Genomic DNA, 24,779 nt, shown 5'->3' on the forward strand with positions numbered 1-24,779 from the left:
GGTCAGAACAGGGCGTCGGGTTCGGCGGGCGGCGCCGCCACCTGGCGGGCCTTGCGGACGGCGCGGGTGGTGGCGTCGAGGCAGGCCGGGCACCAGGCGGCGAGCGCGCGTTTGGGCAGGGCGGCGGCCTGGTGCGCGGGCAGGAGCAGGCTGGTCGGGTCGGCGGGGGCGGCGAGGAGGCGGATGGGGCCGGTGCCGTGGCGGTGGCCGTAGCCGCCGTGGACGGCGGGGCAGCGCCCGCCGTCCTTGTCGTGGTTTTTGCCGCAGGTGCCCCGGCACTGGCAGCGGCCGGCAGCGGCCGCGAGGACGGCCTGCCACAGGCCCTGCTGGTCGCCGAGCGGCGCGGTGCGCTCGTTCACGTCATGCACCACCCGGAGTCGCACAGCCCGCCGTCGAGGTCGTCGAGGCTGAAGAGCGGGTCGACGCCGTCCGGGATCGCGTGGCGCAGGGGGCGGGCGAACCGGGTGAGGAAGACGTGGTCCTTGCCGAGTTCGTCCCTGCGGCGGTTGAGCAGTTCTTCGAGCCGGCATGCCTTCTCGAAGAGGTCCGGTTCGGCGCGGCGCATCTCGTGCCAGCTCTCCGGGCGCTTGAACGGGCAGAACCAGCACGACGACTTGGGCGGCACCGGCAGTCCCGCGTCGCGGATGACGCGCATGCAGTCCGTGCGGCGCAGGCCGAGGGTCAGCAGCGGGTAGTCGATGACCTCGTGCGCCTCGCAGCGGCGGTTGTTGGCGCGGGTGATCTCGTCGACGCTGATGCCGATGCCGACTGTCGCCGGGTTCTCGGCGGTGGCTCCGCGCCGCTTGAGTTCCCGGCCGATCACCTTGATCTTGTAGTCGGCGGTGCAGGAGCGGGTGCCCGGGGCCCCGTTGGACATCCGCACCGGGATTTTCAGGGACTTCGATCCCTCGCGGGTCAGCTCTCCGTAGAGGGTGCGGGTCTCCTTCGATCGGACCATGACCCGCTCAAGGGTCGTCAGCTCGATGCCGTGTCGGGCGGCGTACGGCCGGGCGACGGTGTCGACGTAGGTGATGGTGGCCGGGTTCTCGGAGTCGTCGCCGACGTTGGAGAACAGGAACGTGCGGTAGTCGATGCGGCCCTGTGCGGCGAGGACCAGGGCGGCCATCGACTGGACGCCGCCGCCGAACGAGAACGACCTCAGCGGCCCCGGGGCCGGGGTGGTCGGCGCGGTCACGCTCGGCCTCCGGGTTCGAGGTCGTGGCCGGTGATGGCCTCGACCAGGGCGGAGACGAGGAGTTCGGCGACGTTGGAGGTCACGGCGTTGCCGAACTGGCGGACCTTCTCCCGCTTGTTGCCGATGACCACGTAGTCGGGGGCGAAGGCCATGGCGGCGCCGATCTCGTGCGGCTCCAGCATCCGGAACAGCACCTCGTCCACGTCCGTCCCGCCGTGGCGGCCGCCCGCGGCGAGGCCGTAGCGGTCGCGGGTGGTCAGGGTGCCGACCGGTTCGCCGACGGGGCGGGCGGTGCCGTTGCCGTAGTACGGCGTCAGCAGCGCCGACCAGTCGACCGCGCCGGAGGCGGGCGGCAGGCTCAGGCCGTGGTGGTTGCCGGAGGCGGTGACGGTGGCGAGCGCGTCCAGGACCGGGCGGGCGTCGGAGCCGCCGCCGCGCAGTTCGGCGATGAACGGCAGCCAGGCAAGTCCGGTTTCGTTGCGGGCGGTCTGGGTGCGCATCGGTTCCCCGACCTGCCCGGCGGCCTTGCCGTCGCGGCCCTCGGTGGGCACGAGCAGCGGCGGGACGGCCAGGCCGTCGTTCTCGCGGGTGGTGCGGGTCGGCGCGGGGACGGTGACCGGGGTCGCCTCGGTGCGCCAGGTGCCGCCGGCCGGGGCGAGAAGCGGGGCGCCGTACTTGCGGATGCCGGCGCGGATGCGCTCGCGGGTCGCCGCCGCGTAGGGCGTGAACTTCCGTCCGGGCTTGCCGTCGCCGATCCGGCGGCCGGTCAGCGACCAGTCGATGATGCTGGCGGCCGGGACGACGGGGGGTTCGACGACGGCGTTGCGGCAGGTGACGTGCGGGCAGCGGTAGACGTACTGCTGGCGGTAGCGGCCCATGTCCGCGCCGGGCCGCTTGAACGCCTGTACCGCCCGCACCGCCCGGTCGCAGCCCCCGCACCAGGTGAGCGGGCGCAGCCACTTGTCCCAGTCGGGGTCGCGGCCCAAGTCGGCGCGCCAGTAGGCGAGGTAGAGGCGGTCGCGGGACTGCGGGGCGACGGCGATCGTCGACGGGCGGGCGTGCATGGAGTTGAGGGCGATCAGGCGGGTGCGGTAGCCGGGGCCGACCTGGCGGACCTCCTGGTTGAAGGCCGACCAGAGGTCCCAGGCGCGCACGTCGACGACGTTCTCGATGACGCCGGCGAGGACGGGCTTGCCGCGTGCGGCCATGGCCTCCAGGTAGCGGGGGACGTCCCACATGAGGGCGCGGGAGCGGTCGGTGGCCGCGTCGGGGAGGGTCTCGCCGAACAGGTCGGGCTGGCGGTCGAAGTCCCGCCGCACGCCTCGGGCGTTGGACCATTTCGGGCACTCGGGGGAGGCCCAGAACAGGTCGGCGGCGGGGAAGGTGGCGACGTCGGCGTCGTGGAGGTCGCCGAGGAAGTGGTCGGCGGCGGGGAAGTTCGCGGCGTGGGAGGCGATGGCCTTGTCCCAGTGGTTCGCGGCGAGGACTGGGGTGACGCCGGGGACGGCGGCGGCGCCGGTGCTGCTGCCGCCGGCGCCGCAGAAGAAGTCGATGTAGGTCAGGCCCACGATTCCTCCGTCCAGTCGGTGAGGTGGAACAGGGCGAGGACGTCGAGGGGCAGGGCCTCGACGGTGCCGTGCTCGTCCTGGGCGAGCAGGGCGGGGGGCTGGGCGGTGCGGGCGAGGATGCCGAGCGCGCACGCCGGGGCGTCGTCCTCGTCGACGTCCTCGCGAAGCGTCCAGATCTGGCCGGGGGCGGCGAGGGCGAGCGGGTCGCCCGCCTCGACGCGCTCGCGGGCCAGCCGCAGCGCGACCTCCGGGCCCAGGCGGTCCAACTTGCGGATCTGCTGGGCGAGTTGGATGACGTGGGCGGTGGCCCGGTCGGGGCCGACCACGCGCAGCAGCGCGGTCACCGGACGCCCTCGGTCAGGTCGTTGACGAGGTGGGCGTGGGCGTTGGCCCAGACGGTCAGTTCCTGGACCACCGACTTGGCCTCGATCGTCATGATCCGGCCGGGCTCGGCGCTGCCGGGTTCGATCAGCAGGTGGTCGGGCACGGGCAGGAGCAGGGTGGCGGTGGCCAGGAGCAGGGCCTTGTCCGTGTAGGGCTCGATGAGGCGCCGGAAGTCGTCGTCGTTGCTCCACGGGTCGGGCTGCCAGTCGCCGAGGCGGTGGTCGGGCCGGTGGGCGAGGGCGTGGTGGCGCAGGGGCACCTCGATGCGCAGGGCCACCTCGTTGTCCTCGGCGGGGACGACGGTGACGGCGTGCAGGTCGGGGCGGACGCGCACGTAGCCGGGGGACATGACGGGGCTGGTGGCGATCTGCCAGGCGGCGCGGGCGAACTCGGCGGCGGTCAGCGGCTGTCCGTCCTCGTGCAGCAGGCGGGCCTTGCGGGCGAGGTAGGCGCCGTAGCGGGAGCCGCCGTCGGAGGCGTACTCACGGTCGTACTTGTCGTCGACGACGGCGAGCGTGCCGAGGGTGAACTGGGGCATGCTGGGGTCCTCTGGTCTCTGGGAACGGGATCGGGCGGGCCCCGCGGCAACCGGCTCTTCTGCCAGGATTCGACGGTTGCTGCGGGGCTTTGTGCTGTGCGGGGCCGGTCCGGTCAGAACGGCGGCTCTTCGGTGTAGCCGGTCGGGGCGCCGCCCTGCTCGGCGGCGGGCGCGGCCGGGGCGGCGGTAGTCCACGGGTCGTCCTGCTGGGCGGCCGGTGCGCCGCCGGTGCGCTGGGTCTTGGTGACCTTGGCGGTGGCGAAGCGCAGGCTGGGGCCGACCTCGTCGACGTCGAGGCCGAGCATGGAGCGGTTCTCGCCCTCCTTGGTCTTCCAGTTGTGCTGGACGAGGCGGCCGGTGACCACGACGCGCATGCCACGGGTCAGGGACTCGGCGGCGTGCTCGGCCGTCTCGCGCCAGGCGGTGGCGCGCAGGAACAGCGCGGTGCCGTCGCGCCACTGGCCGGTGGCCTTGTCGTAGGTACGGGGGGTGGAGGCGACGGTGAAGCGGGCCATCGCCGCGCCGCCGGGCGTGAAGCGGAGTTCGGGGTCGTCGGTGAGGTTGCCGACGACGGTGATCGGGGTTTCTCCCACGGACACGGGTGCCTCCCAGGGCATCGGTGCGTCGGGATCGGGTCTGCCCGTCCCCCGCACCGTCCGGGCCCCGGCCGCCGGCTGCGGCGCGGGTCCGGGCGGCACGGCGGTCGGCACAGGCCGGTCAGAGCCCGTCGGGGTTCTGGGCGAACTCGCAGGTGCCGTCGCAGTCGTAGTAGCCGCAGCCCCCGCACTCGGGGCAGTGCTCGTAGTCGATGGGGACGTAGTCCTGAGCCTCGTCGTCCCACGCCTCGTCCTCGTAGCCGCCGCCGCTGCCTCGGCAGCCTTCGCACATCTCGATGTGGCCGGGGAGGGGGTTGGCCGCTTCCTCCTCGGCGTGGCGCTGCTCGTCAGCGATGTCGTGGGCGATCTCGGCGGCCTTCTCCTCCTCGCGGGTCGGGTGGTCGTAGTCGTCGTACACGGCGGTCCTTTCTGGTCCTCGTCGCGGACGGCCGGGATGTTGAGCAGGACCAGGACGTGGTGGTCGTGGGTGGGGACGGTGAGGCCGGTGGCGATGTGGGCGGTGCGGCGCAGGTGCTCGGTCTCGCGCAGGGAGCGCCACCAGGTGGGGTTGCCGCCGGTGGCCTGGATGACGGCGGGTCCGAACTGGCCGGGGTGGGCCAGGCGTACGAGGGTGGGCGGCATGGGCTCGCGCATGTGGGCGGTGACGAGGGCGGCGGCCTCGGGTAGCAGGCGGGCGGTCTTGCGGCGCAGGAAGTAGGGGCCGCTGATGTCGAGTTCGGCGGGGATGGTCATGGCTGGTCGGTCCTTCCTGGTCAGCGGCGGTGGGTGGCGTGGGAGTGGGCGATGTCGAGCTGGCGGTGGACCTGGGCCGGGGTGCGGCCGGGGGTGTCGTTCCACTGGTCGACGCAGCGCACGGTGTGGTCGAGGGCGGTGAACTGCTCCATGAGGTGGCGGCGGGCGTCCATGGCGGTGGCCTGGGTGCCGTATCCGGTGGCGAGGACGGCGAGTTGGGCGCCGAGGACGCAGGCGCGTCCGGCTTCGTCGAACAGGCGGCCCTGGCACCAGCCGTGGACGGTGAGGTAGCGGGAGACGAGGCGCAGGTGGGTGGCGGTGTCGATGGGGACGGGGGCGGGTGCGCGGCGGCGGGCGCGGTCGATCAGGGTGGGGCGGGGGCGACTCTGGCCGAGGTCCCAGGCGACGGGAGCTTGGCCGAGCGCGCAGATCTGCGGGACCGGGAAGCGCGCCGGGGCGGGGGCGGGGAGAGTGGCGAGGTAGCGCTCGATCTCGCGGACGAGTTCGCCGCCGTCGGCGACGAAGGACAGGTCCGGGAGCAGCGCGGCGAGGGCGGTGGTCATCGCGGGCCCCGGGTCAGTGCGCGCCGGGAAGGGCGTGGAGGAGGTTGGTGACGGCGTCGTTGACGGCGGGGGCGGCGCCGGTGCTGGCGAGGTAGAAGCCGAACAGCGCGGCGACGATCGCGCCGCCGAGGGGCACGGCCTTCTGGCGCAGCATCACGGCCAGGACGATGCCGAAGAAGACGGCGGCGGAGAAGGTGAACAGCACGGGCGGACTCCCTTCCCGGGAGGGTGGTTTGAGGTGGTTCGAGGGGCGCGTGGAGCCCTGACGGACCCCTGCCGGGCACGCGAAAGCGCAGGTCACGGGGGTGCCGGTTGGCGGCGCACCCCTGCCGGGACCCGCCCGCGAGGGCGTGCGGGTGGCGGGCGCGGGCAGGGGTTCGGCGAGGGTCTTGCGGGGCTGTGACCTGGGGTTTTCCCGGTGGCGGCAGGGGTGCGTCAGGGGTGTGAAGCGGGGCGAATCGGGCGCCGGGGTCAGGCGGCGGTGTCGAGGCCGGCGGCGGCCCTGCGCAGGGCGGCCAGTTCGAATCCGGAGGGGCGGGAGCCGTCCGGCAGGGTGATGCGGGAGGCTTCGACGGGGACGCCGAGGTCGGCGAGGTGGGCCTTGAGGGCCTTCCCTGCGCGGGAGAGGTAGGCGGCGTCGGCCTCGGCGGGGCCGCGTCCGTAGCGGGCGGGGTCGACGGCGGCGAGGTGGGCGAACAGGTCGGAGCTGGCGATCGAGCCGTGGCCGGTGGCCTCGGCGGCGGTGATCATGTGGTCGAGGACGGTGCGGCGGATCACGCTGCCGAGGCCGTCCTCGCTGCCGGCGGCGGCGCTGACGCCGGTGAGGACGGTCATGGCGGCTTCGACGGGGTCCTCGTAGTGGCCGGGCAGGCACCCGGCCTCCCGTCGTAGTTCGATCCCGCGCTCGATCAGGGGCAGGATCTCCCCGGCCTCCTCGTCGATGAACAGGGAGCGGGTCTCGATGACGCCGGTGTCGGGGGTGGTCAGCCAGGCGCGGCCCCGGCTGGTCTTCTCGATCGGGATCTTGGAGGCGTCGTAGCCCTGGCCGACCATGCCGTCGCCGAGGACGATGTTGGAGGCGCCGGGGGACTCCACGCGCATGGCCATGCGGGCGGCGAGGTTGCCGCGCAGGCGCGGGGTGACGATCTCGGCGTCCGGGTACTGGGTGGCGAGGGCCAGCACGATGCCGACGGAGGCGCCGATCGCGCCGAGCTGGGCGAGGAGTTCGGTGATCTCCTCGGCGTACTGGCCCGACGGGCCGCTCTTGGCGGTGTAGCGGGCGAGTTCGTCGATGATGATCAGCTCGATCCCGCCGAGCTTTTCGACCAGCTTCTCGTTGGCCTTGGACAGGCCAGCCTCGACGAGGATCTCGGTGCGGCGGTTCATCTCCTCGACCATGAGGCGCAGGAACTGCACGAGGCGCTTGGGGTTGCGGCGCACGAAGGTGGACAGCACGCGGGCGTGGGGGACGTACTCGCCTGCGCCTTTGCCGTCGAAGAGGCGGATCCGGACCCGGGGGTCGAGCAGGGCGGCGGCGAGGAGGTTGGCGATGCCCATGCCCTTGCCGGAGCGGGTGGCGCCAGCGAACAGGAACGAGTAGTCGGACAGGGTCGGCTTGATGATGGTGCCGCGCTTGTCGAAGGCGAGGGGGAAGCCGTCGCGCCAGATGTTCACCTGCTTGGCCTGCCCGGCCACGAGCGGGTTGCGGCGGGTGGCCAGGAACGGGTCCTGTCCGCACGCCCACACCGCCACGCGGCGCCCGTTGGATCCGACTTGGCGGATGTCGAGGTTGGTGCGGTCGATGCCCATCGCGGCGGCGATCTCGTCGACCTTGTCGCGGGCCTTCTTCACGGTGACGTCGGGCAGGTCGAACACGGCGTGCCAGGCGTTGGGCACGGCCGGGTCGATCGCGCACGGGGTGACCATGGACAGGCGCTGGTTCTCGCCGATCACGCGGGCGGCCTTGAACGCCCGATCCAGCATCGATTCGGTCATGGGGTCGCCGTCGGAGAGGGCGCGCACGTCGGCGTCCCATTCGGTCTCGCGGTCCGGGTGGCGGCCGAGGAACGCCTCGACGGTGAAGACGGTCAGCGCGCCGAGCGCGAGGCCGGTGGTGCCGAGGGCGATGTAGGCGGTCAGGACCGTGAGCAGCGGGAGGCCGTAGGCGACCAGGGAGCGCAGGAAGCGCACGCGGCGCCGGTTGGACTTGGCCTTCTTGTGGGCGGCGACCGCCGCGGCGGCGACCGCGAACGCGGCCTCGCTGTTCTTCTGCGCGAGCGCCCGGTCGCCGGGCAGCAGGGTGAAGCGGGCGCGGCGGGCAAGGTCGCGGGCCTCCCGGGTGGCGATGTGGGCCTGGTGGGCGGCGGCCTGGACGTGGGCGCCCTCGAACCCGGCCGTCCACTGGTGTGAGCGCCGGATGCCGCGACCGGCCTGGGCGAGGTGCCCGCGCGTGGTCGACTGCCGCCCCGTCCAGCGGCGGGCCGCGCGGCGCATTTGTGTGGCGCGGGCGCGGGCCATGGTGCGACGGCCCTCGGGGCTGCGGATCCACGCGGGGATCAGCGGCCGGTCCCCGGCCAGATCCGTACGGGCGGCGGCCGCGACCACCGCAGGGGTCTCGTCCGGGGCGTCCTCGGGCAGGTACACCGACTCGTCCGCCCCGTCTGCGGGCGGCGGGGGCGGCGCGTCGGCCGGGGCGGGGGTGGTCTTGGCGAGGCGGTCGAAGGGCAGGATCTTCGCCTCGGCGCCGCCCTGGTCGGCGGGGTCGGGCAGGGCGGTGGGGTCGTGTTCTGCGTGGTTCACTGAGGGACCTTCCTCGCGGCTTGGGCTGCGGGACGAGGGAGCCCGGGGCGGCCGGTCGGCTGCCAGGCGGAAGCGGCCGCCCCGGGGTTGCGCCGGGCGTCAGAGGCCGAGCAGGGCCTCGACGGGGAACTCGTAGACGAAGGCGACGTGGTCGACGGTGTGCCAGGGGCCCGGGGCGGTGCGGACGTAGGCGACGAGCACCTCGGCGCCGTCGCGGTCGGTGGTGCGGTAGGTGTGGACGCTCTCGCCGTTGCGGCGCTGTCCCCGCACGTCGTTGCGGGCCTGCCAGACGGACAGGCGACGGGGCGAGCAGGGCCGGCCGTCGAGGATGACGGTGCGGCGGCAGTCACGGACGACGGGCAGGCGCTTCGAGCGGGTGGCGATGCTCACTGCTCCTCCAAAGGGGCTGTGGTGTAGGCGAGTTGAGGTGACGGTTCAGGCGGTGTCGGCATCGAAGGCGGGGTGCGACACCAGGTCAGCCGGCGGCGCGCTGGCGAGCGGCGGCGGACATGGCGCGGCGGGCGATGGGTGAGTAGCCGATGGTGTCGCCGGCGCGGCGCAGGGGCGGGGTGCCGCCGTTGCTGCGGCGCCCGTCCGTGGTCCGCACACGCGTGCCCTTGTCGGGGGTGGGCACCTGGGATTCGACCTGCGGCTTTTCAGCCTTTTCGCCCTGGTTTGGCTGGTCTTTGGCGGCGTCCTTGACGGCGGCTTTGGCGGCCACGCGGGCGGCGATGACGTCGGCGGTGTCGCCGAGGGCGGCGCCCTGGACGTCGTCCCACGCGCGCTTCCACGTCGGGTCGCTCGGGTGGAGTTCGCCGAGGGCGGCGGCGAGGGCGACGGCGCGCTCCCACACCTGCGGCCACTGCTGCGAGCGGATGGTCTCGCGGGCGGCGAGGTCGTCGGCCTCGCGCTGCTCGGCGGCCGTCTTCTCGGCGGCCTCGGCGGCCAGGCGGCGGGCTTCCTCGCGGCGCTCGCGCCGGGACGTTCGGCCCTCGCGCTTGAGGATACGGCCGTGCTCGTGCAGATCCCACACCATTGGGCCGGCCAGCGAGCAGAACGCCCCGCCCAGCCCCGTGCCGAGGCCGAACTCGGCAGAGCCGTGCAGGTAGTTGACGGCGGCGGCGAACAGCGCGACCGCACCGGCGAGCGCCCGGTAGTGCCAGGATGGACGGGCCTCGTCGATCGCGGCCTCGGCGCCCTTGAGCAGCGCCCACGCGAGTCCTTCGAGAACGAGCGGGGCAGCCAGCAGGAACGGTGCACCGGGCGACCAGAACGCCATCATCTGCAAGGGCAGCGACACGATCACGCAGGTGATCGCGATGGCCTTCGCGGACTTGCGCCACTGGTCGGCCGAGCGGGCGGCCTTGTTCCGCGCGGCCTCGCTCTCGCCCCGCAGGCGGGCGGCCTCGGCCCGCCGGTCGGCGGACTGCTGGCGGATCTCGTCGGCCTTCGCCTCGCCCTCGGCGATCTCGGCGGCGGCCTTGGCGGCCTTGACCTGGTTGGCGATGTCGGCAGCGGCCCTGGCCGTTTCGGTCTTGGCCCGCAGAGCCTCGGCCTCGGCAACCTCCTTCGAGACGCCCTTGACCGGGGCGCGGGTGCGACCGGTGGGCCGCAACTCGGTGACGCTCACCGGGCACCCCCGATCCCGACCGGGGTGAACCCGGCGGCCTCGGCCGCCTGTTCGTGGGTGAGGCGGCCGTTTCGCTCCAGCGCTTCTGCCAGTGTCAGCACCCTGTCCCACACGGCGTCGACGGCCTCGTCGGCCCGCTGGTGCAGGGCGGCCAGGTCGCGCGTCCAGTCGGTGCTGGTGCCGTAGGTCAGTCCGGTGCCGTGGACCGTCCGCACGGCGGTATCAATCGCGCGACGGTCCCCGCAGGCCCCGATCTCGACGGCGAAGGCGCGCTGCGGCGACCACAGCCCAACTTCGCGCATCCATCGGTCCTCGGCGCGCTCGCCAGCGGCCAGCTCCACGATCACGTGCTCGAACGGCGCGGTGCCGGAGATAGCGACACGTCCGCCGGACCCGGAGCCCTTGCCGAGGTCGGCGGCGATCTCGACGAACTCGAAGGGGATTCCCCAGAAGAGCAGGAGCGTGGCGTGTCCGGCCTCATGGACGGCGATGTCACGTCGCAACTGGTCGTCATCCAGGCCGAGGATGCGGTAGCGGGTGGTCGGGCGGGCGACGTCCGGGAGCGGGTGGCGGGTGCGGATCCCGGTGTTGTACTCGAAGTGCCAGCCCGTACCGGGCTCGGTGGTGGCGGTGTTCATCGGGCCCCTCCTGCGAGGTCGAGGCGGATCGTGGACATCAGGCCGCGCATTTCACGGCGGCGGCGGGCGCGGACGGTGCGGCGGCGCAGGGCGGGCAGCATGCTCATCAGCAGCAGCCCGGCGCCCACGGCGCACGTGCCGGCCGGGTGGGCCAGCAGCAGCGTGACCAGCGCGGCGGTGAAGGCGAGGACGGTCTTGGCGGCGGTGGGGAAGGCCAGGGCGAGCAGCCCCGCCGCCCAGCCCAGGCGCTTGGCGTGGGCCATCACGCGGCCCTCCCGTCCCGGCCGGCCGCGCGGCGCTGCTGGCGGGTCAGGGCCCGGCGCTCGGTGGCATCGAGGCCGCCGAAGATGCCGTGCCCCTCGCCGCGCTTGATGGCCAGCGCCAGGCACATCTCCCGCACCGGGCATCCGGCGCAGATCCGCTTCGCGCGGCGCTCGCCGACCTCGTCCTCGTCGTCCGGGAAGAACCAGTCCGGGTCCACGTCGGGACGGGTGCAGGCGGCGCCGTGCAGGTCGCCGTCCTGCTGCGGGACGATCTCGACGAACGGCCTCGCGGGGCGTCCGGCCGGGTTCGGGACGGTGGTACCGCGAACGCTGCGGCGAATGATGCGTACGGTCATCACGCGGCCGCCTTCCAGTCCAGCGACTGGAAGCGCTCTGGGCGGCGCAGCGCCTTGGCGGTGCGGGCCGGGGCCGGGGCCAGGTCCCGCAGGCCCTCCCGGGCCACCGCGAGACGCACCGCCCGGTCGGCGGTCGACTCGCGGACGCCGTCGGCGGGCGGGTCCGTGTTCACGCCGAGCGCGAGCTCGGCGAACTCCGAGGCCGAATGGGCCTCCTGTCCTGCGACAATCAGTCGCACGGGATCACCTCTTTCTTGGTTGACGGTGGGCCCGAGGGCCGCCGCACGCTTCCTTGGCCGGAGCGCGGCGGCCCGACTTGTGGGGCCCGGCAACTCGATGGGTCACGAGCAGCCGCGGCACCCGACGCGCGCCAACCGCCGTGAGGGCGGCCGGGTCGCGCCGGGCACCGTGATCGCTGGTGAGCGACCGAAGCAGTGAGCCCCGCCCGCCGTCAGCGGCGGGGCCGGATATAGCTCTGGGGCATGCCCATGGGCGCGCCCTCCTTAGGTCAAGGCCCGTGGCGGGGCGGGTGGTTGGGGTTGCCCGTCCTACGGGCGTCAGGTCTTACGGGCCTGGGGTCGGCGCCTCGCTCTGCTCAACATCGGCAGGGCAAGGGCGCTGGGCTTCACCGGGCCGTCGTTGCCACTCCAGCCGGTCCCGAGCCCGTGAACGGGTGCGCCATGGTCACTGCTCTGGCGTCAGCAGGGCGACGCGCACCAGGTGGCACCTCGCGAACGAGGTGTTCTCCAGAGCCGGTGCGACGAGAAGTGGTCGCCGAAGGGGCGGACATCTCCCGGTCCGCAGCGGGGACAAGGGAAGACCCCTTGTCGCGATAGTCACTCTGTGGAGTTTTGAAGGAACTGCGCTTCCTTGGCAGGCCCTCGCGAGCCAACTTCCGGGCGCATTTGTCCAGCTCAGAGCAGCCCAAAGAAGGGCTCTCAGTTCGCCCGCCTCGCCATGCGAGACATGTTGAACATGTCTCTTACGATGCCGAGAAGCAGACGCTTCGTCAAGTCCTTCGCTTGTTTTGGTCGGTGAGCCCCGACCGCGCATCAATAGATTCGGCTCTCCGGCGCTGTCGGAACACGGCGCATCTGGACGACTACGATCCGACTTCGCTACGGTCGAGTCGTCCCAGATCGTCCAAGCGCCACAACTTCGTCCAGGGGAGGGCGAGATGGCCAATGAGAGGCTGCGAGGGGCGATCCTCGCAAGCAATCTGACCGTCGAGAAGATCGCGGAGCGGCTCGGCGTAAGCCCACGGACCGTCGAACGATGGGTGGAGGCCAAGGACGAGCGCCGGCCGTACCGTCGATTCCAGTACGCGCTCGCGAACCTGTTGCAGCGAGACCTGTCGGACCTATGGTCGGACGAGCAGACCAGCAGCGCGACCGCCGAGGCCGGACGGGCGGAGTTGGTCAAGCTGTACCCACACCGGGCGGTCGTGCCGAAGGATTTGTGGACGTCCCTCTACGCGAGCGCCGAGCAGCACTTCGACCTGGTGGTGTACGCCGGGTTTTGGCTCTCGGAGGACCCGCTGTTCTTCCGGCTCATCCGGGAGAAGGCCCAGGCTGGCGTGCCAGTACGGCTCATGCTGGGCGACCCCGACTGCGCGGGCGTGGCACAGCGCGGAGAGGACGAGGGGATCGGCCCTGCGATGGCGGGCAAGATCCGAAACGCACTCGCCAACTACGCGCCTCTGTTCGGCCTTCCTGGAGTCGAGTTTCGGTTGCACACGACGACGCTCTACAACTCGCTCTATCGCGCCGACGACGACATGCTCGTCAACGGGCACGTCTACGGCGTCGGCGCCTATCTGGCGCCGGTAATGCACCTCTCCCAGGTGCCCGGAGGGGAACTGTTCAGCACCTATGCGGCGAGCATCGAACGGATCTGGGAGGGCTCCCGGATCATCACCTCGCCCCAGCTCGAAAGCGAGGCAGCATGAGCCGCATCGACTACTTCCATGATCCAGCGGCCCCGCCAGCGAACTCGGTCGTGCCGTCCGTCACTGCCGTCGTGACGGACGCCGAGGGGCAGTTGCTGCTGATCCATAAGACGGACAACGACCTGTGGGCCCTCCCAGGTGGTGGGCACGACATCGGGGAGTCCGTGGCGGACACCGTCGTCCGCGAGGTGCGGGAGGAGACGGGGATCGACGTCGAGGTCTCGTCGGTCGTCGGCCTCTACACGGACCCGGCCCACGTCATGGCATACGACGACGGCGAGGTCCGGCAGCAGTTCAGCATCTGCTTCAAGGCGCGTCCTGTTGGCGGCATCCTGCGAACCAGCTCGGAGTCGAAGGAGGTTCGTTGGGTGAGCCCGGCAGACCTCGACGACCTCGACATCCACCCGTCGATGCGGCTGCGGATCGCGCACGGTTTGGAGCCGGGCCGCATCGAGCCGTACATCGGCTAGGCAGTGGTACCGATCCTGAGCAGCCGACTTTCTACTCGGCGTGCAGCCGCATCGATCTCAGGCTCGGCGCGGCGGATGAACCGGCCGACGATGCTGTCCGACCCGTACCGACCGACGATCTCCGAGATTCGGTCGGGCGTTGTCGTCGGCGTACCGTCCGGCGTGGTGGTCATGTCGCAGTAGATCAGTGCGTCGACCAGGTGAGGCTCCTCCAGCGGGAACTCAGCCTCCAACTCGTGCCGAAGCCCGCGCTCCTCCGCTTCAAGCAGCGCGCACGAGTGATGGGCGACCAGCCGTACGACCCGCTCGTCCACACCCTCCACCCGGAGGAACCGGGCGCCGTCAAGGGGGTGGAAGCCGGTCCCGATGCTGGCGATTCGAGGCGAGTACCCGACATCGTGAAGAACGGCGGCGGACTCCAGTAGCTTGGCATCCGGGCCGAGGGTGCTGGCCAGGGTCCGGGCCTTGCCAGCCACCCCAAGGGAGTGGGACCAGCGACGCGGCAGGTCGGACGACAGAAGGGACTCGGCAAGCTCGTAGGCCCACACGGGCATCTGCTCCTTGATTGCTGTGGTTAGGACGAACTCTTGGGCAAAGCGCGGACGTGTCGGCCCTTACCGTGGCGTACTTCGAGAACGCCGGCTCCCTCTAGCTTCGCCAACGCCCGGCGTACGGTGCCTCTTGAGGCGCCAGTGGACTCGGTCAGTTCGGCCTCTGATGGGAAGTTGGCCCCGATGCTGAGCGTCCGAACCAGCGCGGTGAGCTGGTCGAGCACTGGGAGCTTGGGCTCCGTGCCTACAACGACCCACCCAGCTCCGGGCTCTGATCGGACCAGTCCTTCGGCCGCAAGGACGCCGAGGGCGCGACGTACCGTGGTGCGACCCGCTCCATGGGTTTGCATGAGCTGGGCCTCGGATGGAAGGGACGTGGCGGTGAAGTCCCCGCTGATCTCGGCGCGGATGGCATCTGCGATCCGCAGGTAGGTACCTCGCGGGCTCCGCTCAGGCACTGGCCGTTCCCTTCTCTAGGTAGATGCCTAGTCAGGATGAACGATTGCGAGGGGTGGGTACCAGAGTCTCGGACGATCACCTATCGTCGAGAGCCAACCCGTGACGCCAGGCGGGCAAGTCGCCGTTCCTTGGTGCGTGTGGGCGAGAACACGAATAGGGCCGGGACCGGACAGCGATTCACTGTCCGGTCCCGGCCCTTGGGGTTGCGGGTGTGGGTTCTGTCAGGTGCTGTGGACCGACCGGACAGCCTCGACGGGGGAAGTGTCCGGGCTGTCCGGGTGTCCTGGGAGGTGCGTTGACCTGGGGTGATTGTCCGGACAGGGCCCGGACAGCGCAGCGTCCGCTGTCCGGAGCGGCTCGCTGCGGAGAAGAAGCTGAAACACCCGCGAGGCGGTGTTTCAGCTTCTTCTTCAACGACTGCGCTGTACTCGATTGAATGGTCTTCATGGGGGCCAGGGGCTGTGAGGCTCGGTGGGGCATGCGTGGGGTGGGTGACGTTGGCCACGGCTGCGCCGCAGGTCAGAAGCGGTCGTGCGCGTGGTCTGTAAATCTGCCGCGTAAGCTACGCAGGTTCGAACCCTGCACCAGCCACAGGGATACGAAAGAGCCCCTGATCAGCGGAAACGCTGATCAGGGGCTCTTTCGTCGTATTCGAACGCGCGGCTACGGCAGGTGGTCGTTATGGGTGGCTTGTCTCACTTCATTCCGCCCGAATACCGCCCCTGACCAGCAGTTCCGGACCAGGGGCGGACCAAAGATCACGGTTCTTGAACGCCGGCGGGGATGGCTCGCCCCCGCCGTATCAGCAGGTCGGAAGCATCCTGTGGGCCTCGAGTTGGTGAAGCACTTCGGCGTGGTGCGCGGAACGGTGGACAAGGCGCTCGACCTGCTCCGCACCGAGGGCCTGATGGTCACCCGCCAGGGGAGCGGCTCCTTCGTCCGCGACCGCACCTCCCGCCCGGTCGGGGCTCCGGCCGCACCTGGAGGCCGCCTTCGAGTAGCAGCACGTGCCGCTGGGCAAGGTCCGCTCCGGCCGCCGCGCGCCGGAGTCCATCACGGTCCGGCTGCTGCTGCCCGACACGACGGCACCGATGGCCGTGCCCGTCCTCGTCTACGGCCTCCAGGACGAAGCCGCCCTCCAGCAGCGCGCCCGCAACATCGCCCACTCGGTCGAGACGCTCCCCGAACTGGGCCTCGTCCAGAAGGCCAGCGTCCAGGTCAAGGTCCACCGGGCATCCAGCCTGTTCAAGCTGTACATCCTGAACGGGACGGAGGCGTTCTCCGGCTTCCACCCGCTCCGCGAGCGCACCGTCACGATCGACGACACCGCCCACACCTTCTTCGGCGTGACCGGCAAGGACACCACGTCGCTGGCCCGGACGACGCCTCGCTCGGCTCCCAATACGTCCAGCAGGCCCAGATGTGGTTCGACAGCGTGTGGAGCACCATCGCCTACGAGCGGCAGCCATGATCGCCACCCCCGAGCAACTCGCCGCCGTCCTGCGGCCGGTGAAGCACATCCTCCTCGACTTCGACGGCCCGGCCTGCTCGGTTTTCGCCGGCTGCCCCGCCTCAGAGGTCGCCCGCCGACTCCGCGAGGGCCTGCTCGCCACCGGCGGGCAGGACCCGGCCGGGGCGGCCGCCGGAGCCCCGACGATCGGCTACGCCAACAAGCTGGGGAAGGGCGCCAAGTTGGCTGCCGCCGGGGCGGTGGTGATCGTGGACTCGATGAAGCTCATGGCCGACGCCCTAGCCTGAATGTTTCGCACAGGTCGTGCGAAAGGGGCCTTGCGTGGATCGGTCCACAGGCCAGGGCTGGTGCGAACTGAGCGATGGGCTGGTGAACTTCCAAATTCTCTGGATGGAACCCTCGAGTCTCGGCATGCTCTACCTATGGCGATTGACACAGATTGGGCCCTCGGTGAGCTGAAACACTTCATCGGTCTGGCCTCGAGGCCCCGGGTGAAGACTGCTTTCCGAACCAAAGGTGACGATGCTGAGCTCATCGCCAGCGCTCAGGTTGTTGAGCAGATCCTTGATCGGGTGTTCCCCCGATGGCATCACAGGGTAGTAGGACTCGGGTCCCTCTCGGACTACTGGGCGCGTCACCGCGAGGCTGCTCAACGAGCTGTTGTGACCCTTGAGCGCGAAGCTGAGATCCGAGAGAAGCTCGGAGACAATGCGCCGCAGATCAGCGCCTCCACGTTCCACCCGTGGGCTTGGGAGGGGGCTAGTTCGCTGTGGCAGAGCGGCCATTTCCGGGAGGCTGTCACTGCAGCTGCCCGCAAGATCAATGCGGAGGCGCAGAACAAGCTCGAACGCCGAGACCTGTCCGAGATCAAGCTCTTCCAAGAGGCTCTCAGCGCTAATGCTCCAGCCGTGGGCAGGCCTCGGCTCCGGATCGTCCCAGATGATGGCTCTGACACGTATAAGAGCACTCAACGAGGAGTGATGGCCTTTGCTGAGGGTTGCTTTGCAGCCATCCGCAATCCCAACAGCCATGAGGACAGCCTGCCCGAGCTTCCCGAGGCGGAAGCCCTGGAGCAGCTTGCCGCGCTGAGCCTTCTGGCCCGGTGGATTGATAGCGCGGCAGTTGAGAGCACGTCGTGAGGGAGCAGGGTGCGGCTGCGAGGCCATCGGAGTGTCCGATGGCCTCGTGCTGGTCGACTGCTCAACGCCTACTCCTCGCAGGCCTGGCCCGACCTTGGCGTCGGCGGGGTATGAGCTGAAACACAGAAGGGCCGCGTGGGCAGCGGAGATCGCTGCCCGACGTGGCCCTTTGGGTGCTTGGGGGAGTGAGTCCAGGGGAGGTCGTCGAGACCATGATCCGGACCGGTGGCGGACCAGATCCAGTCCGCGTAGAAGAGTTGGCTGGTCAGGGCGGGTGCAGCCAGCGGCCTGTGGGTGTGCCGCGCAAGCTGCGCAGGTTCGAGCCCCGCAGCAGCCACCGGGTGGAGAAACGGCCCCCGATCTGCGGAAACGCGGAGCGGGGGCCGTTTCGTGTGCCCGGGGTGGGGTGGTGGCGTTATTGCGCATGGCTTGCAATTACGGGGGTGGGGCAGCAGAGTGGGGGCTGGGGGTGGGAGTCCTTCGATCGAGCTGGTCGTCTTCCCAACCGGCGTCCGCCGGGACAGCGGCTCGGCCCACCCCCACCATGGCTTCTGGGGCGGGGGCGTCAAGAGGGCGTCAAAGGGGTTCGTGGGGGCGTCAGGAACGCGTAGGGGCGGGGGAGCGGGCGGGGTGCGGGGACGCAGGATCTGAGCACCAGCTCACTGCGGAGGTCCCGTCCGATGTCCAGCGCCATCAGTACCCCGGCCGTGACGGCCGAGCCCGAAGAGCCGCCGGATACCGGCCACGGGGACGAGCGGCACCGGCTGTCCGCGGTGGGCGGCCTGGCGGCGCTGTCGCTGGACGCGATGGCCTCGGTGGCGTACGGCCCGGAGTCGATCGTGCTGGTGCTGGCAGCCGCCGGTGCGTACGGGCTCGGGTTCACGCTGCCGGTGACGGTGGCGATCGCCGTGCTGCTCGCCGTGCTGGTGGCCTCCTACCGGCAGGTGATCGCGGCGTTCCCGGACGGCGGCGGATCGTACGCGGTGGCCAAGGCGCACCTGGGCCGGCGGACGGCGCTGACGGCGGCGGCCTCGCTGGTGATCGACTACGTCCTGAACGTCGCGGTCTCGGTGACGGCCGGCGTGGCCGCGCTCACCTCCGCCTACCCCGGCCTGTACGGGGACCGTGTCTGGCTCTGCCTCGGCGTCCTCGCCCTGGTCACGGCCGTGAACCTGCGCGGCATAGCCGAGTCGGCCCGCTGGTTCATGGTGCCGACGGCGGTGTTCGTGCTGTCGATCCTGGCGATCGTCGTCGTCGGCCTGTTCAGGGACGCCCCCGCCAGCACGGCGGCCGCCGCCGGACACGCCTCGGTGCTCGCCGAGAACGCGACGAGCGTGGGCGCGCTGCTGCTGCTCAAGGCGTTCGCGGCCGGCTGCTCCGCCTTGACGGGCGTCGAAGCCGTGGCCAACGCCGTCCCCTCCTTCCGCACCCCGCGGGCCAAGCGCGCCCAGCGCACCGAGGTCATGCTCGGCGCCCTGCTCGGTGTGATGCTGATCGGACTGGCCGTGCTGATCGGCCGCTTCCACCTCCAGCCCGTCGAGGGCGTCACCGTGCTCGCCCAGCTCGCCGACGCCTCGCTCGGCCACGGGATCGGCTTCTACGTCGTCCAGTTCGCCACCGTGATCCTGCTCGGCCTCGCCGCGAACACCTCCTTCGGCGGCCTGCCGGTGCTGATGGACCTGCTCGCCCGGGACAACCACCTTCCGCACGTGTTCGCCCTGCGCGCCGACCGCCAGGTGTACCGCTACGGCGTGCTGTTCCTGGCCGCCGTCTCGGCGGCGCTGCTGGTCGGCTCCGGCGGCGACGTCAACGACCTGGTGCCGCTGTTCTCGATCGGCGTCTTCGTCGGCTTCACCATCTGCCAGGTCGGCATGGTCCGGCACTGGTACCTGCTGCGCCCGCCCGGCTGGCGGGGCAAGGCGGCGCTCAACGGCTTCGGGGCCGTCCTCACCGGCGTCGCGACCCTCGTGGTCACCGGCACCAAGTTCACCGAGGGCGCCTGGGGCATCGTCGTGGCCCTGCCGCTGCTGGTGGTGCTGTTCGAGGCCGTCCACCGCAGTTACGCCCGCATCGGCGAGCGGCTGGAGCTCGGCCGGGTGCCCGGTGCGGTGACCCGCCAGCGCAGCCTGGTCGTCGTCCCGGTGACGGCGATCACCAGGCTCACCCGGGACGGCCTCTCGGCGGCGCTCTCGCTCGGCGACGAGGTGATGGCGGTGACGGTCGTGTACGAGCCCGCGCAGGCCGAAGCGCTGCGCAGGGACTGGGAGTTGTGGCAGCCGGGGGTGCCCCTGGTGGAGATCCCGGACGGGCACCGCAGGCTCGGCCAGCCGATCGCGGAGTTCGTCAACGAGCTCGGGCGCGAGCACGCGTACGACCGGCTGACCGTCCTGATCCCCGAGGTGGAGCCCGCGCACTGGTGGCAGCGGGCGCTGCAGAACCGTCGCGGCGCGGTGATCGACCGCGCCCTGCGCCGGCACACCGACGCGGTGGTCTGCCGCCTGCGGATGCGGATGTAGCGGAGACGAGAGAAGGAAAGGGCCCGGGACGGCGAACGCGCTGTTCCGGGCCCTTCCGCGTCCTTCCGCGTCCACGGAACCGGCCAGGGGCCCCGGCCCGACGGTCTCGGCCGGATCACGGCGGTCTCGGCCCGGTGAAGGAGGCGTCAAAGTCGCGTCAACGCGGCGCTATCACCCGTATGGAGGGCGTCAGGGCCCCCTGACGCGCCCCGACTGGCTGGTTTGCTGCATCTGCCGGTCGTCCTCCGGCGCCGCGCGAGGCCCGAAACCCGCACGCGGCAGTCTCCCGAACCGCTCTGGTGGAGCCCATGTCCGATCTCATCTACGTCGGTGTCACGGTCGCCGTGTTCGCCGTCATCGCCCTGATCGCGCGGGGGGTGGAGAAGCTGTGAGCGCGGAAAACATCGCTGGTCTGATCGTGGCCGTCGCGCTCGTCGGCTATCTCGTCGTGGCGCTGATCTTCCCGGAGAAGTTCTGACATGGGAAACACTCTCGCGGGCTGGCTGCAGGCCCTCGCCCTCGTCGGCGCGCTGGCCCTGTGCTACCGCCCCCTCGGCGACTACATCGCCAGGATCCTCACCACCTCCAAGCACCTCAGAGTCGAGCGCGGCATCTACAAGGTGATCGGCGTCGACGGTGACGCCGATCAGCGCTGGCCGGTGTACCTGCGCTCGGTGATCGCCTTCTCGGCCGTCTCGGTGCTCTTCCTGTACGGCCTGATCCGCCTCCAGGGCTACCTGCTGCTGAGCCTGGGCGTCCCGCAGATGGACGGCCACCAGGCCTGGAACACCGCGATCTCGTTCGTCGCGAACACCAACTGGCAGTCCTACGCCGGTGAGTCGGCGATGGGCCACCTGGCGCAGATGGCCGGTCTGGCCGTCCAGAACTTCGTCTCCGCGGCCGTCGGCATCGCCGTCGTCGCCGCGCTGATCCGGGGCTTCACCCGCAACCGTACGGACCGCCTGGGCAACTTCTGGGTGGACCTGATCCGGATCAACCTGCGCCTGCTGCTGCCGATCTCGATCCTGTTCGCCCTGGTCCTGGCCGGCGCCGGCGTCGTCCAGAACTTCCACGGCTTCACCGACGTGACCACCCTCGGCAACGAGGTGCAGAGGATCCCGGGCGGCCCGGTGGCCTCCCAGGAGGTCATCAAGCTGCTGGGCACCAACGGCGGCGGCTTCTTCAACGCCAACTCGGCGCACCCGTTCGAGAACCCGACCGGCTTCTCCAACCTGGTCGAGATCTTCCTGATCCTGCTGATCCCGTTCGCCCTGCCGCGGACCTTCGGCCGGATGGTCGGCGACAACCGCCAGGGCTACGCCATCCTCTCCGTGATGGGCCTGTTCTGGATCGCCTCCACGGCCCTGCTCACCGTCGCCGAGCTCCAGCACCACGGCTCCGCCCTGCAGGCCGCGGGCGCCGCGATGGAGGGCAAGGAGCAGCGCTTCGGCATCGCCGCGAGCACCCTGTTCGCCTCCTCGACCACGCTGACCTCGACCGGTGCGGTGAACTCGTTCCACGACTCGTTCACCCCGTTCGGCGGCGGCCTGACGGTCTTCAACATGATGCTGGGCGAGATCGCGCCCGGCGGCGTCGGCTCCGGCCTGTACGGCATGCTCGTGCTCGCGGTGGTCGCGGTGTTCGTCGCCGGCCTGATGGTCGGCCGCACCCCCGAGTACCTGGGCAAGAAGCTCGGCGGCCGCGAGATGAAGTTCGCCTCGCTGTACATCCTCACCACCCCGACCCTCGTACTGGTCGGCACGGGCGTGGCGATGGCCCTGCCCGGTGAGCGGGCCGGGATGCTCAACTCGGGCGCCCACGGCTTCTCCGAGGTGCTGTACGCCTTCACCTCCGCCGCGAACAACAACGGCTCGGCCTTCGGCGGCCTGACCGTCAACACCGACTGGTACGACACGGCGCTCGGTCTGGCGATGATCTTCGGCCGTCTGCTGCCGATCGTCTTCGTCCTGGCGCTGGCCGGCTCGCTCGCCCAGCAGCAGCCGGTTCCGGCCACCCCGGGCACCCTGCCCACCCACAAGCCGCTGTTCGTGGGCCTGCTCTCGGGCGTGATCCTGATCGTCGTCGGCCTCACCTACTTCCCGGCCCTGGCTCTCGGGCCGATCGCGGAAGGTCTCTCCTGATGTCCACCCCTACGCTCAACCCCGCACCGGCCGACAAGGCCGAGCCCGCCGCGCCGCACAGAGTGCAGAGCGGCCTCCTCGACCCGAAGCTGATCCTCGCCTCCCTGCCGGACGCGGTGAAGAAGCTCGACCCCCGGGTGATGGTCAAGAACCCGGTGATGTTCGTGGTCGAGGTGGGCTCGGTGGTCACCACCGTCTCCGCGATCGCCGACCCGTCCGTCTTCGCCTGGGCGATCACCGTCTGGCTCTGGCTCACGACGGTCTTCGCCAACCTGGCGGAGGCCGTGGCCGAGGGCCGCGGCAAGGCCCAGGCCGACACCCTGCGCAAGACCAAGACCGAGTCCGTCGCCCGCCGCCTCACCAACTGGCCCGCGAGCCAGGCCGAGGAGGAGGTGCCCGGCACCGCGCTGCAGCTCGGCGACCACGTGGTGGTCGAGGCCGGCCAGGTCATCCCCGGCGACGGCGACGTCGTCGAGGGCGTCGCGAGCGTCGACGAGTCGGCGATCACCGGCGAGTCCGCGCCCGTCATCCGCGAGTCCGGCGGCGACCGCAGCGCCGTCACCGGCGGCACCAAGGTGCTGTCCGACCGGATCGTGGTGAAGATCGCCTCGGAGCCCGGCAAGTCCTTCATCGACCGGATGATCGCCCTGGTCGAGGGCGCCGCCCGGCAGAAGACGCCGAACGAGATCGCGCTCAACATCCTGCTGGCCTCGCTGACCATCGTCTTCCTGGTCGCGGTCGTCACGCTCCAGCCGATGGCCACCTTCGCGGGCGCCCCGCAGTCGATGATCGTCCTGGTCGCCCTGATCGTGGCGCTCATCCCGACCACCATCGGCGCGCTGCTCTCCGCGATCGGCATCGCCGGCATGGACCGCCTCGTCCAGCGCAACGTGCTGGCGATGTCCGGCCGCGCCGTCGAGGCCGCCGGCGACGTCAACACCCTGCTGCTCGACAAGACCGGCACCATCACCCTGGGCAACCGCCAGGCCGCCGAGTTCCTCTCCGCCCCGGGCGTCGGGACGGACGAACTGGCCGGCGCCGCCCAGCTCTCCTCCCTCGCGGACGAGACCCCCGAGGGCCGCTCGATCGTGGTGCTCGCCAAGACCGAGTACGGCCTGCGGGCCCGCGCCCAGGGCGAGCTGACCCACGCCACCTGGGTGCCGTTCACCGCCCAGACCCGCATGTCGGGCGTGGACCTGGACGAGCCCGAGGGCCTCCACCAGGTCCGCAAGGGCGCGGCCGGTTCCGTCTCCAACTGGGTGACGGAGAACGGTGGTTCGGTCGGCGCCGAGGTCGCCACGCTGGTCGACGGGATCTCCGCCGCCGGTGGCACCCCGCTGGTCGTCGCCTCGAAGCTCGGCAGCGAGCCCGCCCGCGTCCTCGGGGTCATCCACCTCAAGGACGTGGTCAAGGAGGGCATGCGGGAGCGCTTCGACGAGCTGCGCCGCATGGGCATCAAGACCATCATGATCACGGGCGACAACCCGCTGACCGCCAAGGCGATCGCGGAGGAGGCCGGCGTCGACGACTTCCTGGCCGAGGCCACGCCCGAGGACAAGATGGCCCTGATCAAGAAGGAGCAGGAGGGCGGCAAGCTGGTCGCGATGACCGGCGACGGCACCAACGACGCCCCCGCGCTCGCCCAGGCCGACGTCGGCGTCGCGATGAACACCGGGACCATGGCGGCCAAGGAGGCCGGCAACATGGTCGACCTGGACTCCAACCCGACCAAGCTCATCGAGATCGTGGAGATCGGCAAGCAGCTGCTGATCACCCGGGGCGCGCTGACCACCTTCTCGATCGCCAACGACGTGGCCAAGTACTTCGCGATCATCCCCGCGATGTTCGCCGGGGTCTACCCGGGCCTGAGCCACCTCAACATCATGGGCCTGCACAGCCCCCAGTCCGCGATCACCTCGGCGATCATCTTCAACGCCCTGGTCATCGTCGGCCTGATCCCGCTCGCCCTGCGCGGCGTGAAGTACCGCCCGTCCGACGCCAGCTCGCTGCTGCGCCGCAACATCGGGGTCTACGGTTTCGGCGGTCTGGTGGTGCCGTTCGTCGGCATCAAGCTGATCGACCTGATCGTCCAGTTCATTCCCGGCCTCAGCTGACGCGGGGAGAGGAGAAACCACCATGTCCAAGCCCCTGCCGACGACCGTCCGCACCCACTTCACCGCTCTGCGCGCCCTCCTGGTGCTCACGGTGATCCTGGGGATCGCGTACCCGCTGCTGATCACCGGCATCAGCCAGGTCGCGTTCAGCGACAAGGCCAACGGGTCGCTGGTCTCCGCCGACGGCAAGAACGTCGGCTCCAGCCTCCTCGGCCAGAACTACAACCTGCCGAAGAAGGACCCGAACGACAAGAACGAGGAGGCCCAGCCGGACCCGCAGTGGTTCCAGCCCCGGCCCTCCGCCAATAGCTACGCCGGCGACAACTCCGGTGCCAGCAACCTCGGCCCGAACAGCGAGGACCTGCTCAAGGCCGTCAACGACCGCCGCAAGGCCGTCGCCGAGTTCGACGGCGTCGACCCGGCGAGCGTCCCGGCCGACGCGCTGACCGCCTCCGGCTCCGGCCTCGACCCGCACATCTCGGTGGCCTACGCCCAGGAGCAGGTCAAGCGGGTCGCCGACAAGCGCGGCCTGTCCCAGGACACCGTCGCCAAGCTCGTCGGGAAGTACACCGAAGGGCGCTCGCTCGGCTTCCTCGGCAACGAGGGCGTCAACGTCGTCCTGCTCAACAAGGCGCTCAGCGAGCAGAAGTGACATCACGTCGGAGGATGTGGTGACGGACCGACCCG

28 protein-coding genes are annotated in these 24,779 nt (G+C 71.0%); 10 read left to right on the forward strand and 18 right to left on the reverse strand.

Annotated elements, in window-relative coordinates:
* Window positions 1-2: 2 nt before the first annotated feature.
* The 16 genes from ACIRRS_RS14835 to ACIRRS_RS14910 all read right to left on the reverse strand — a co-directional run bounded on the left by ACIRRS_RS14835 (window position 3) and on the right by ACIRRS_RS14910 (window position 11,522).
* Window positions 3-359: a hypothetical protein gene (locus tag ACIRRS_RS14835; protein WP_402970034.1), complete on the reverse strand. Its 357-nt coding sequence runs from the start codon at window positions 357-359 to the stop codon at window positions 3-5.
* Entirely contained in the window at window positions 356-1,195 is an 840-nt protein-coding gene (locus ACIRRS_RS14840) for a phosphoadenosine phosphosulfate reductase (protein WP_402970036.1), read from the reverse strand. The genes ACIRRS_RS14835 and ACIRRS_RS14840 overlap by 4 nt, the downstream gene beginning before the upstream one ends.
* A complete protein-coding gene (locus tag ACIRRS_RS14845; RefSeq protein ID WP_402970039.1) occupies window positions 1,192-2,763 on the reverse strand; it encodes a DNA cytosine methyltransferase in 1,572 nt (523 codons plus the stop codon). Before ACIRRS_RS14845 ends, ACIRRS_RS14840 begins: the two co-directional genes overlap by 4 nt.
* Window positions 2,754-3,107 (reverse strand): hypothetical protein, encoded by a 354-nt coding sequence (locus ACIRRS_RS14850; RefSeq protein ID WP_402970042.1) that lies wholly within the window; start codon window positions 3,105-3,107, stop codon window positions 2,754-2,756. Before ACIRRS_RS14850 ends, ACIRRS_RS14845 begins: the two co-directional genes overlap by 10 nt.
* Window positions 3,104-3,685 (reverse strand): hypothetical protein, encoded by a 582-nt coding sequence (locus ACIRRS_RS14855; RefSeq protein WP_402970045.1) that lies wholly within the window; start codon window positions 3,683-3,685, stop codon window positions 3,104-3,106. Before ACIRRS_RS14855 ends, ACIRRS_RS14850 begins: the two co-directional genes overlap by 4 nt.
* 113 nt (window positions 3,686-3,798) lie before the next feature.
* A complete protein-coding gene (locus ACIRRS_RS14860; protein WP_402970048.1) occupies window positions 3,799-4,284 on the reverse strand; it encodes a single-stranded DNA-binding protein in 486 nt (161 codons plus the stop codon).
* 118 nt (window positions 4,285-4,402) lie between these two features.
* Window positions 4,403-4,699: a hypothetical protein gene (locus ACIRRS_RS14865; protein WP_402970051.1), complete on the reverse strand. Its 297-nt coding sequence runs from the start codon at window positions 4,697-4,699 to the stop codon at window positions 4,403-4,405.
* Window positions 4,700-5,054: 355 nt separating this feature from the next.
* Window positions 5,055-5,597: a hypothetical protein gene (locus tag ACIRRS_RS14870; RefSeq protein WP_402970053.1), complete on the reverse strand. Its 543-nt coding sequence runs from the start codon at window positions 5,595-5,597 to the stop codon at window positions 5,055-5,057.
* Between the two features lie 13 nt (window positions 5,598-5,610).
* Window positions 5,611-5,802 carry a hypothetical protein gene (locus tag ACIRRS_RS14875; RefSeq protein ID WP_402970056.1) on the reverse strand — a complete coding sequence of 64 codons (192 nt, stop codon included), beginning with the start codon at window positions 5,800-5,802 and terminating at the stop codon, window positions 5,611-5,613.
* Between the two features lie 266 nt (window positions 5,803-6,068).
* Entirely contained in the window at window positions 6,069-8,396 is a 2,328-nt protein-coding gene (locus tag ACIRRS_RS14880) for an FtsK/SpoIIIE domain-containing protein (RefSeq protein ID WP_402970059.1), read from the reverse strand.
* 99 nt (window positions 8,397-8,495) lie between these two features.
* Window positions 8,496-8,786, reverse strand: a complete 291-nt coding sequence (locus ACIRRS_RS14885) for a hypothetical protein (RefSeq protein ID WP_402970062.1) — start codon at window positions 8,784-8,786, stop codon at window positions 8,496-8,498.
* A gap of 85 nt (window positions 8,787-8,871) precedes the next feature.
* Complete coding sequence (locus ACIRRS_RS14890; protein ID WP_402970065.1) at window positions 8,872-10,026, reverse strand: hypothetical protein; 1,155 nt, start codon at window positions 10,024-10,026, stop codon at window positions 8,872-8,874.
* Window positions 10,023-10,664 carry a hypothetical protein gene (locus tag ACIRRS_RS14895; protein ID WP_402970067.1) on the reverse strand — a complete coding sequence of 214 codons (642 nt, stop codon included), beginning with the start codon at window positions 10,662-10,664 and terminating at the stop codon, window positions 10,023-10,025. Before ACIRRS_RS14895 ends, ACIRRS_RS14890 begins: the two co-directional genes overlap by 4 nt.
* Complete coding sequence (locus tag ACIRRS_RS14900; protein WP_402970070.1) at window positions 10,661-10,927, reverse strand: hypothetical protein; 267 nt, start codon at window positions 10,925-10,927, stop codon at window positions 10,661-10,663. The genes ACIRRS_RS14895 and ACIRRS_RS14900 overlap by 4 nt, the downstream gene beginning before the upstream one ends.
* Window positions 10,927-11,283, reverse strand: coding sequence for a WhiB family transcriptional regulator (locus tag ACIRRS_RS14905; protein WP_402970072.1), 357 nt, complete (start codon window positions 11,281-11,283; stop codon window positions 10,927-10,929). Before ACIRRS_RS14905 ends, ACIRRS_RS14900 begins: the two co-directional genes overlap by 1 nt.
* Window positions 11,283-11,522, reverse strand: coding sequence for a hypothetical protein (locus tag ACIRRS_RS14910; protein WP_402970075.1), 240 nt, complete (start codon window positions 11,520-11,522; stop codon window positions 11,283-11,285). The genes ACIRRS_RS14905 and ACIRRS_RS14910 overlap by 1 nt, the downstream gene beginning before the upstream one ends.
* Before the next feature lie 938 nt (window positions 11,523-12,460).
* Here ACIRRS_RS14910 and ACIRRS_RS14915 point away from each other — a divergent pair.
* On the forward strand, window positions 12,461-13,231 hold the full coding sequence (locus ACIRRS_RS14915; protein ID WP_402970078.1) for a helix-turn-helix domain-containing protein: 771 nt from the start codon (window positions 12,461-12,463) through the stop codon (window positions 13,229-13,231).
* Window positions 13,228-13,701, forward strand: coding sequence for an NUDIX hydrolase (locus tag ACIRRS_RS14920; RefSeq protein WP_402970080.1), 474 nt, complete (start codon window positions 13,228-13,230; stop codon window positions 13,699-13,701). Before ACIRRS_RS14915 ends, ACIRRS_RS14920 begins: the two co-directional genes overlap by 4 nt.
* On the opposite strand, the gene ACIRRS_RS14925 is transcribed toward ACIRRS_RS14920, so the two are convergent.
* Together ACIRRS_RS14925 and ACIRRS_RS14930 are read right to left on the reverse strand one after the other, a co-directional pair.
* Window positions 13,698-14,255, reverse strand: coding sequence for an HD domain-containing protein (locus ACIRRS_RS14925; protein WP_402970083.1), 558 nt, complete (start codon window positions 14,253-14,255; stop codon window positions 13,698-13,700). The two genes, ACIRRS_RS14920 and ACIRRS_RS14925, sit on opposite strands and share 4 nt — an antisense overlap.
* A 20-nt stretch (window positions 14,256-14,275) precedes the next feature.
* The gene (locus ACIRRS_RS14930) at window positions 14,276-14,710 is read right to left on the reverse strand and encodes a GntR family transcriptional regulator (RefSeq protein ID WP_402970086.1); all 435 of its coding nucleotides are present in this window, start codon (window positions 14,708-14,710) and stop codon (window positions 14,276-14,278) included.
* A 479-nt stretch (window positions 14,711-15,189) separates the two neighbouring features.
* Here ACIRRS_RS14930 and ACIRRS_RS14935 point away from each other — a divergent pair, with 479 nt between their 5' ends.
* The 8 genes from ACIRRS_RS14935 to kdpC all read left to right on the forward strand — a co-directional run bounded on the left by ACIRRS_RS14935 (window position 15,190) and on the right by kdpC (window position 24,744).
* A complete protein-coding gene (locus ACIRRS_RS14935) occupies window positions 15,190-16,182 on the forward strand; it encodes a GntR family transcriptional regulator (RefSeq protein ID WP_402970089.1) in 993 nt (330 codons plus the stop codon).
* Window positions 16,179-16,469: a hypothetical protein gene (locus tag ACIRRS_RS14940; protein ID WP_402970092.1), complete on the forward strand. Its 291-nt coding sequence runs from the start codon at window positions 16,179-16,181 to the stop codon at window positions 16,467-16,469. The genes ACIRRS_RS14935 and ACIRRS_RS14940 overlap by 4 nt, the downstream gene beginning before the upstream one ends.
* A 135-nt stretch (window positions 16,470-16,604) precedes the next feature.
* The gene (locus ACIRRS_RS14945) at window positions 16,605-17,321 is read left to right on the forward strand and encodes a TIGR02391 family protein (protein ID WP_402970095.1); all 717 of its coding nucleotides are present in this window, start codon (window positions 16,605-16,607) and stop codon (window positions 17,319-17,321) included.
* Window positions 17,322-18,001: 680 nt separating this feature from the next.
* Complete coding sequence (locus ACIRRS_RS14950) at window positions 18,002-19,837, forward strand: APC family permease (protein WP_402970097.1); 1,836 nt, start codon at window positions 18,002-18,004, stop codon at window positions 19,835-19,837.
* Window positions 19,838-20,225: 388 nt separating this feature from the next.
* Window positions 20,226-20,315 carry a K(+)-transporting ATPase subunit F gene (kdpF, locus tag ACIRRS_RS14955; protein WP_037971201.1) on the forward strand — a complete coding sequence of 30 codons (90 nt, stop codon included), beginning with the start codon at window positions 20,226-20,228 and terminating at the stop codon, window positions 20,313-20,315.
* Window position 20,316: 1 nt separating this feature from the next.
* Complete coding sequence (kdpA, locus tag ACIRRS_RS14960; protein ID WP_402970100.1) at window positions 20,317-21,978, forward strand: potassium-transporting ATPase subunit KdpA; 1,662 nt, start codon at window positions 20,317-20,319, stop codon at window positions 21,976-21,978.
* Window positions 21,978-24,092: a potassium-transporting ATPase subunit KdpB gene (gene kdpB / locus ACIRRS_RS14965; protein ID WP_402970103.1), complete on the forward strand. Its 2,115-nt coding sequence runs from the start codon at window positions 21,978-21,980 to the stop codon at window positions 24,090-24,092. Before kdpA ends, kdpB begins: the two co-directional genes overlap by 1 nt.
* A gap of 22 nt (window positions 24,093-24,114) precedes the next feature.
* Window positions 24,115-24,744 carry a potassium-transporting ATPase subunit KdpC gene (kdpC, locus tag ACIRRS_RS14970; protein ID WP_402970106.1) on the forward strand — a complete coding sequence of 210 codons (630 nt, stop codon included), beginning with the start codon at window positions 24,115-24,117 and terminating at the stop codon, window positions 24,742-24,744.
* Window positions 24,745-24,779 lie beyond the last annotated feature (35 nt).

It is taken from the genome of Kitasatospora sp. NPDC101183 (assembly GCF_044767945.1).
In the GTDB taxonomy this organism is placed as follows: domain Bacteria; phylum Actinomycetota; class Actinomycetes; order Streptomycetales; family Streptomycetaceae; genus Kitasatospora.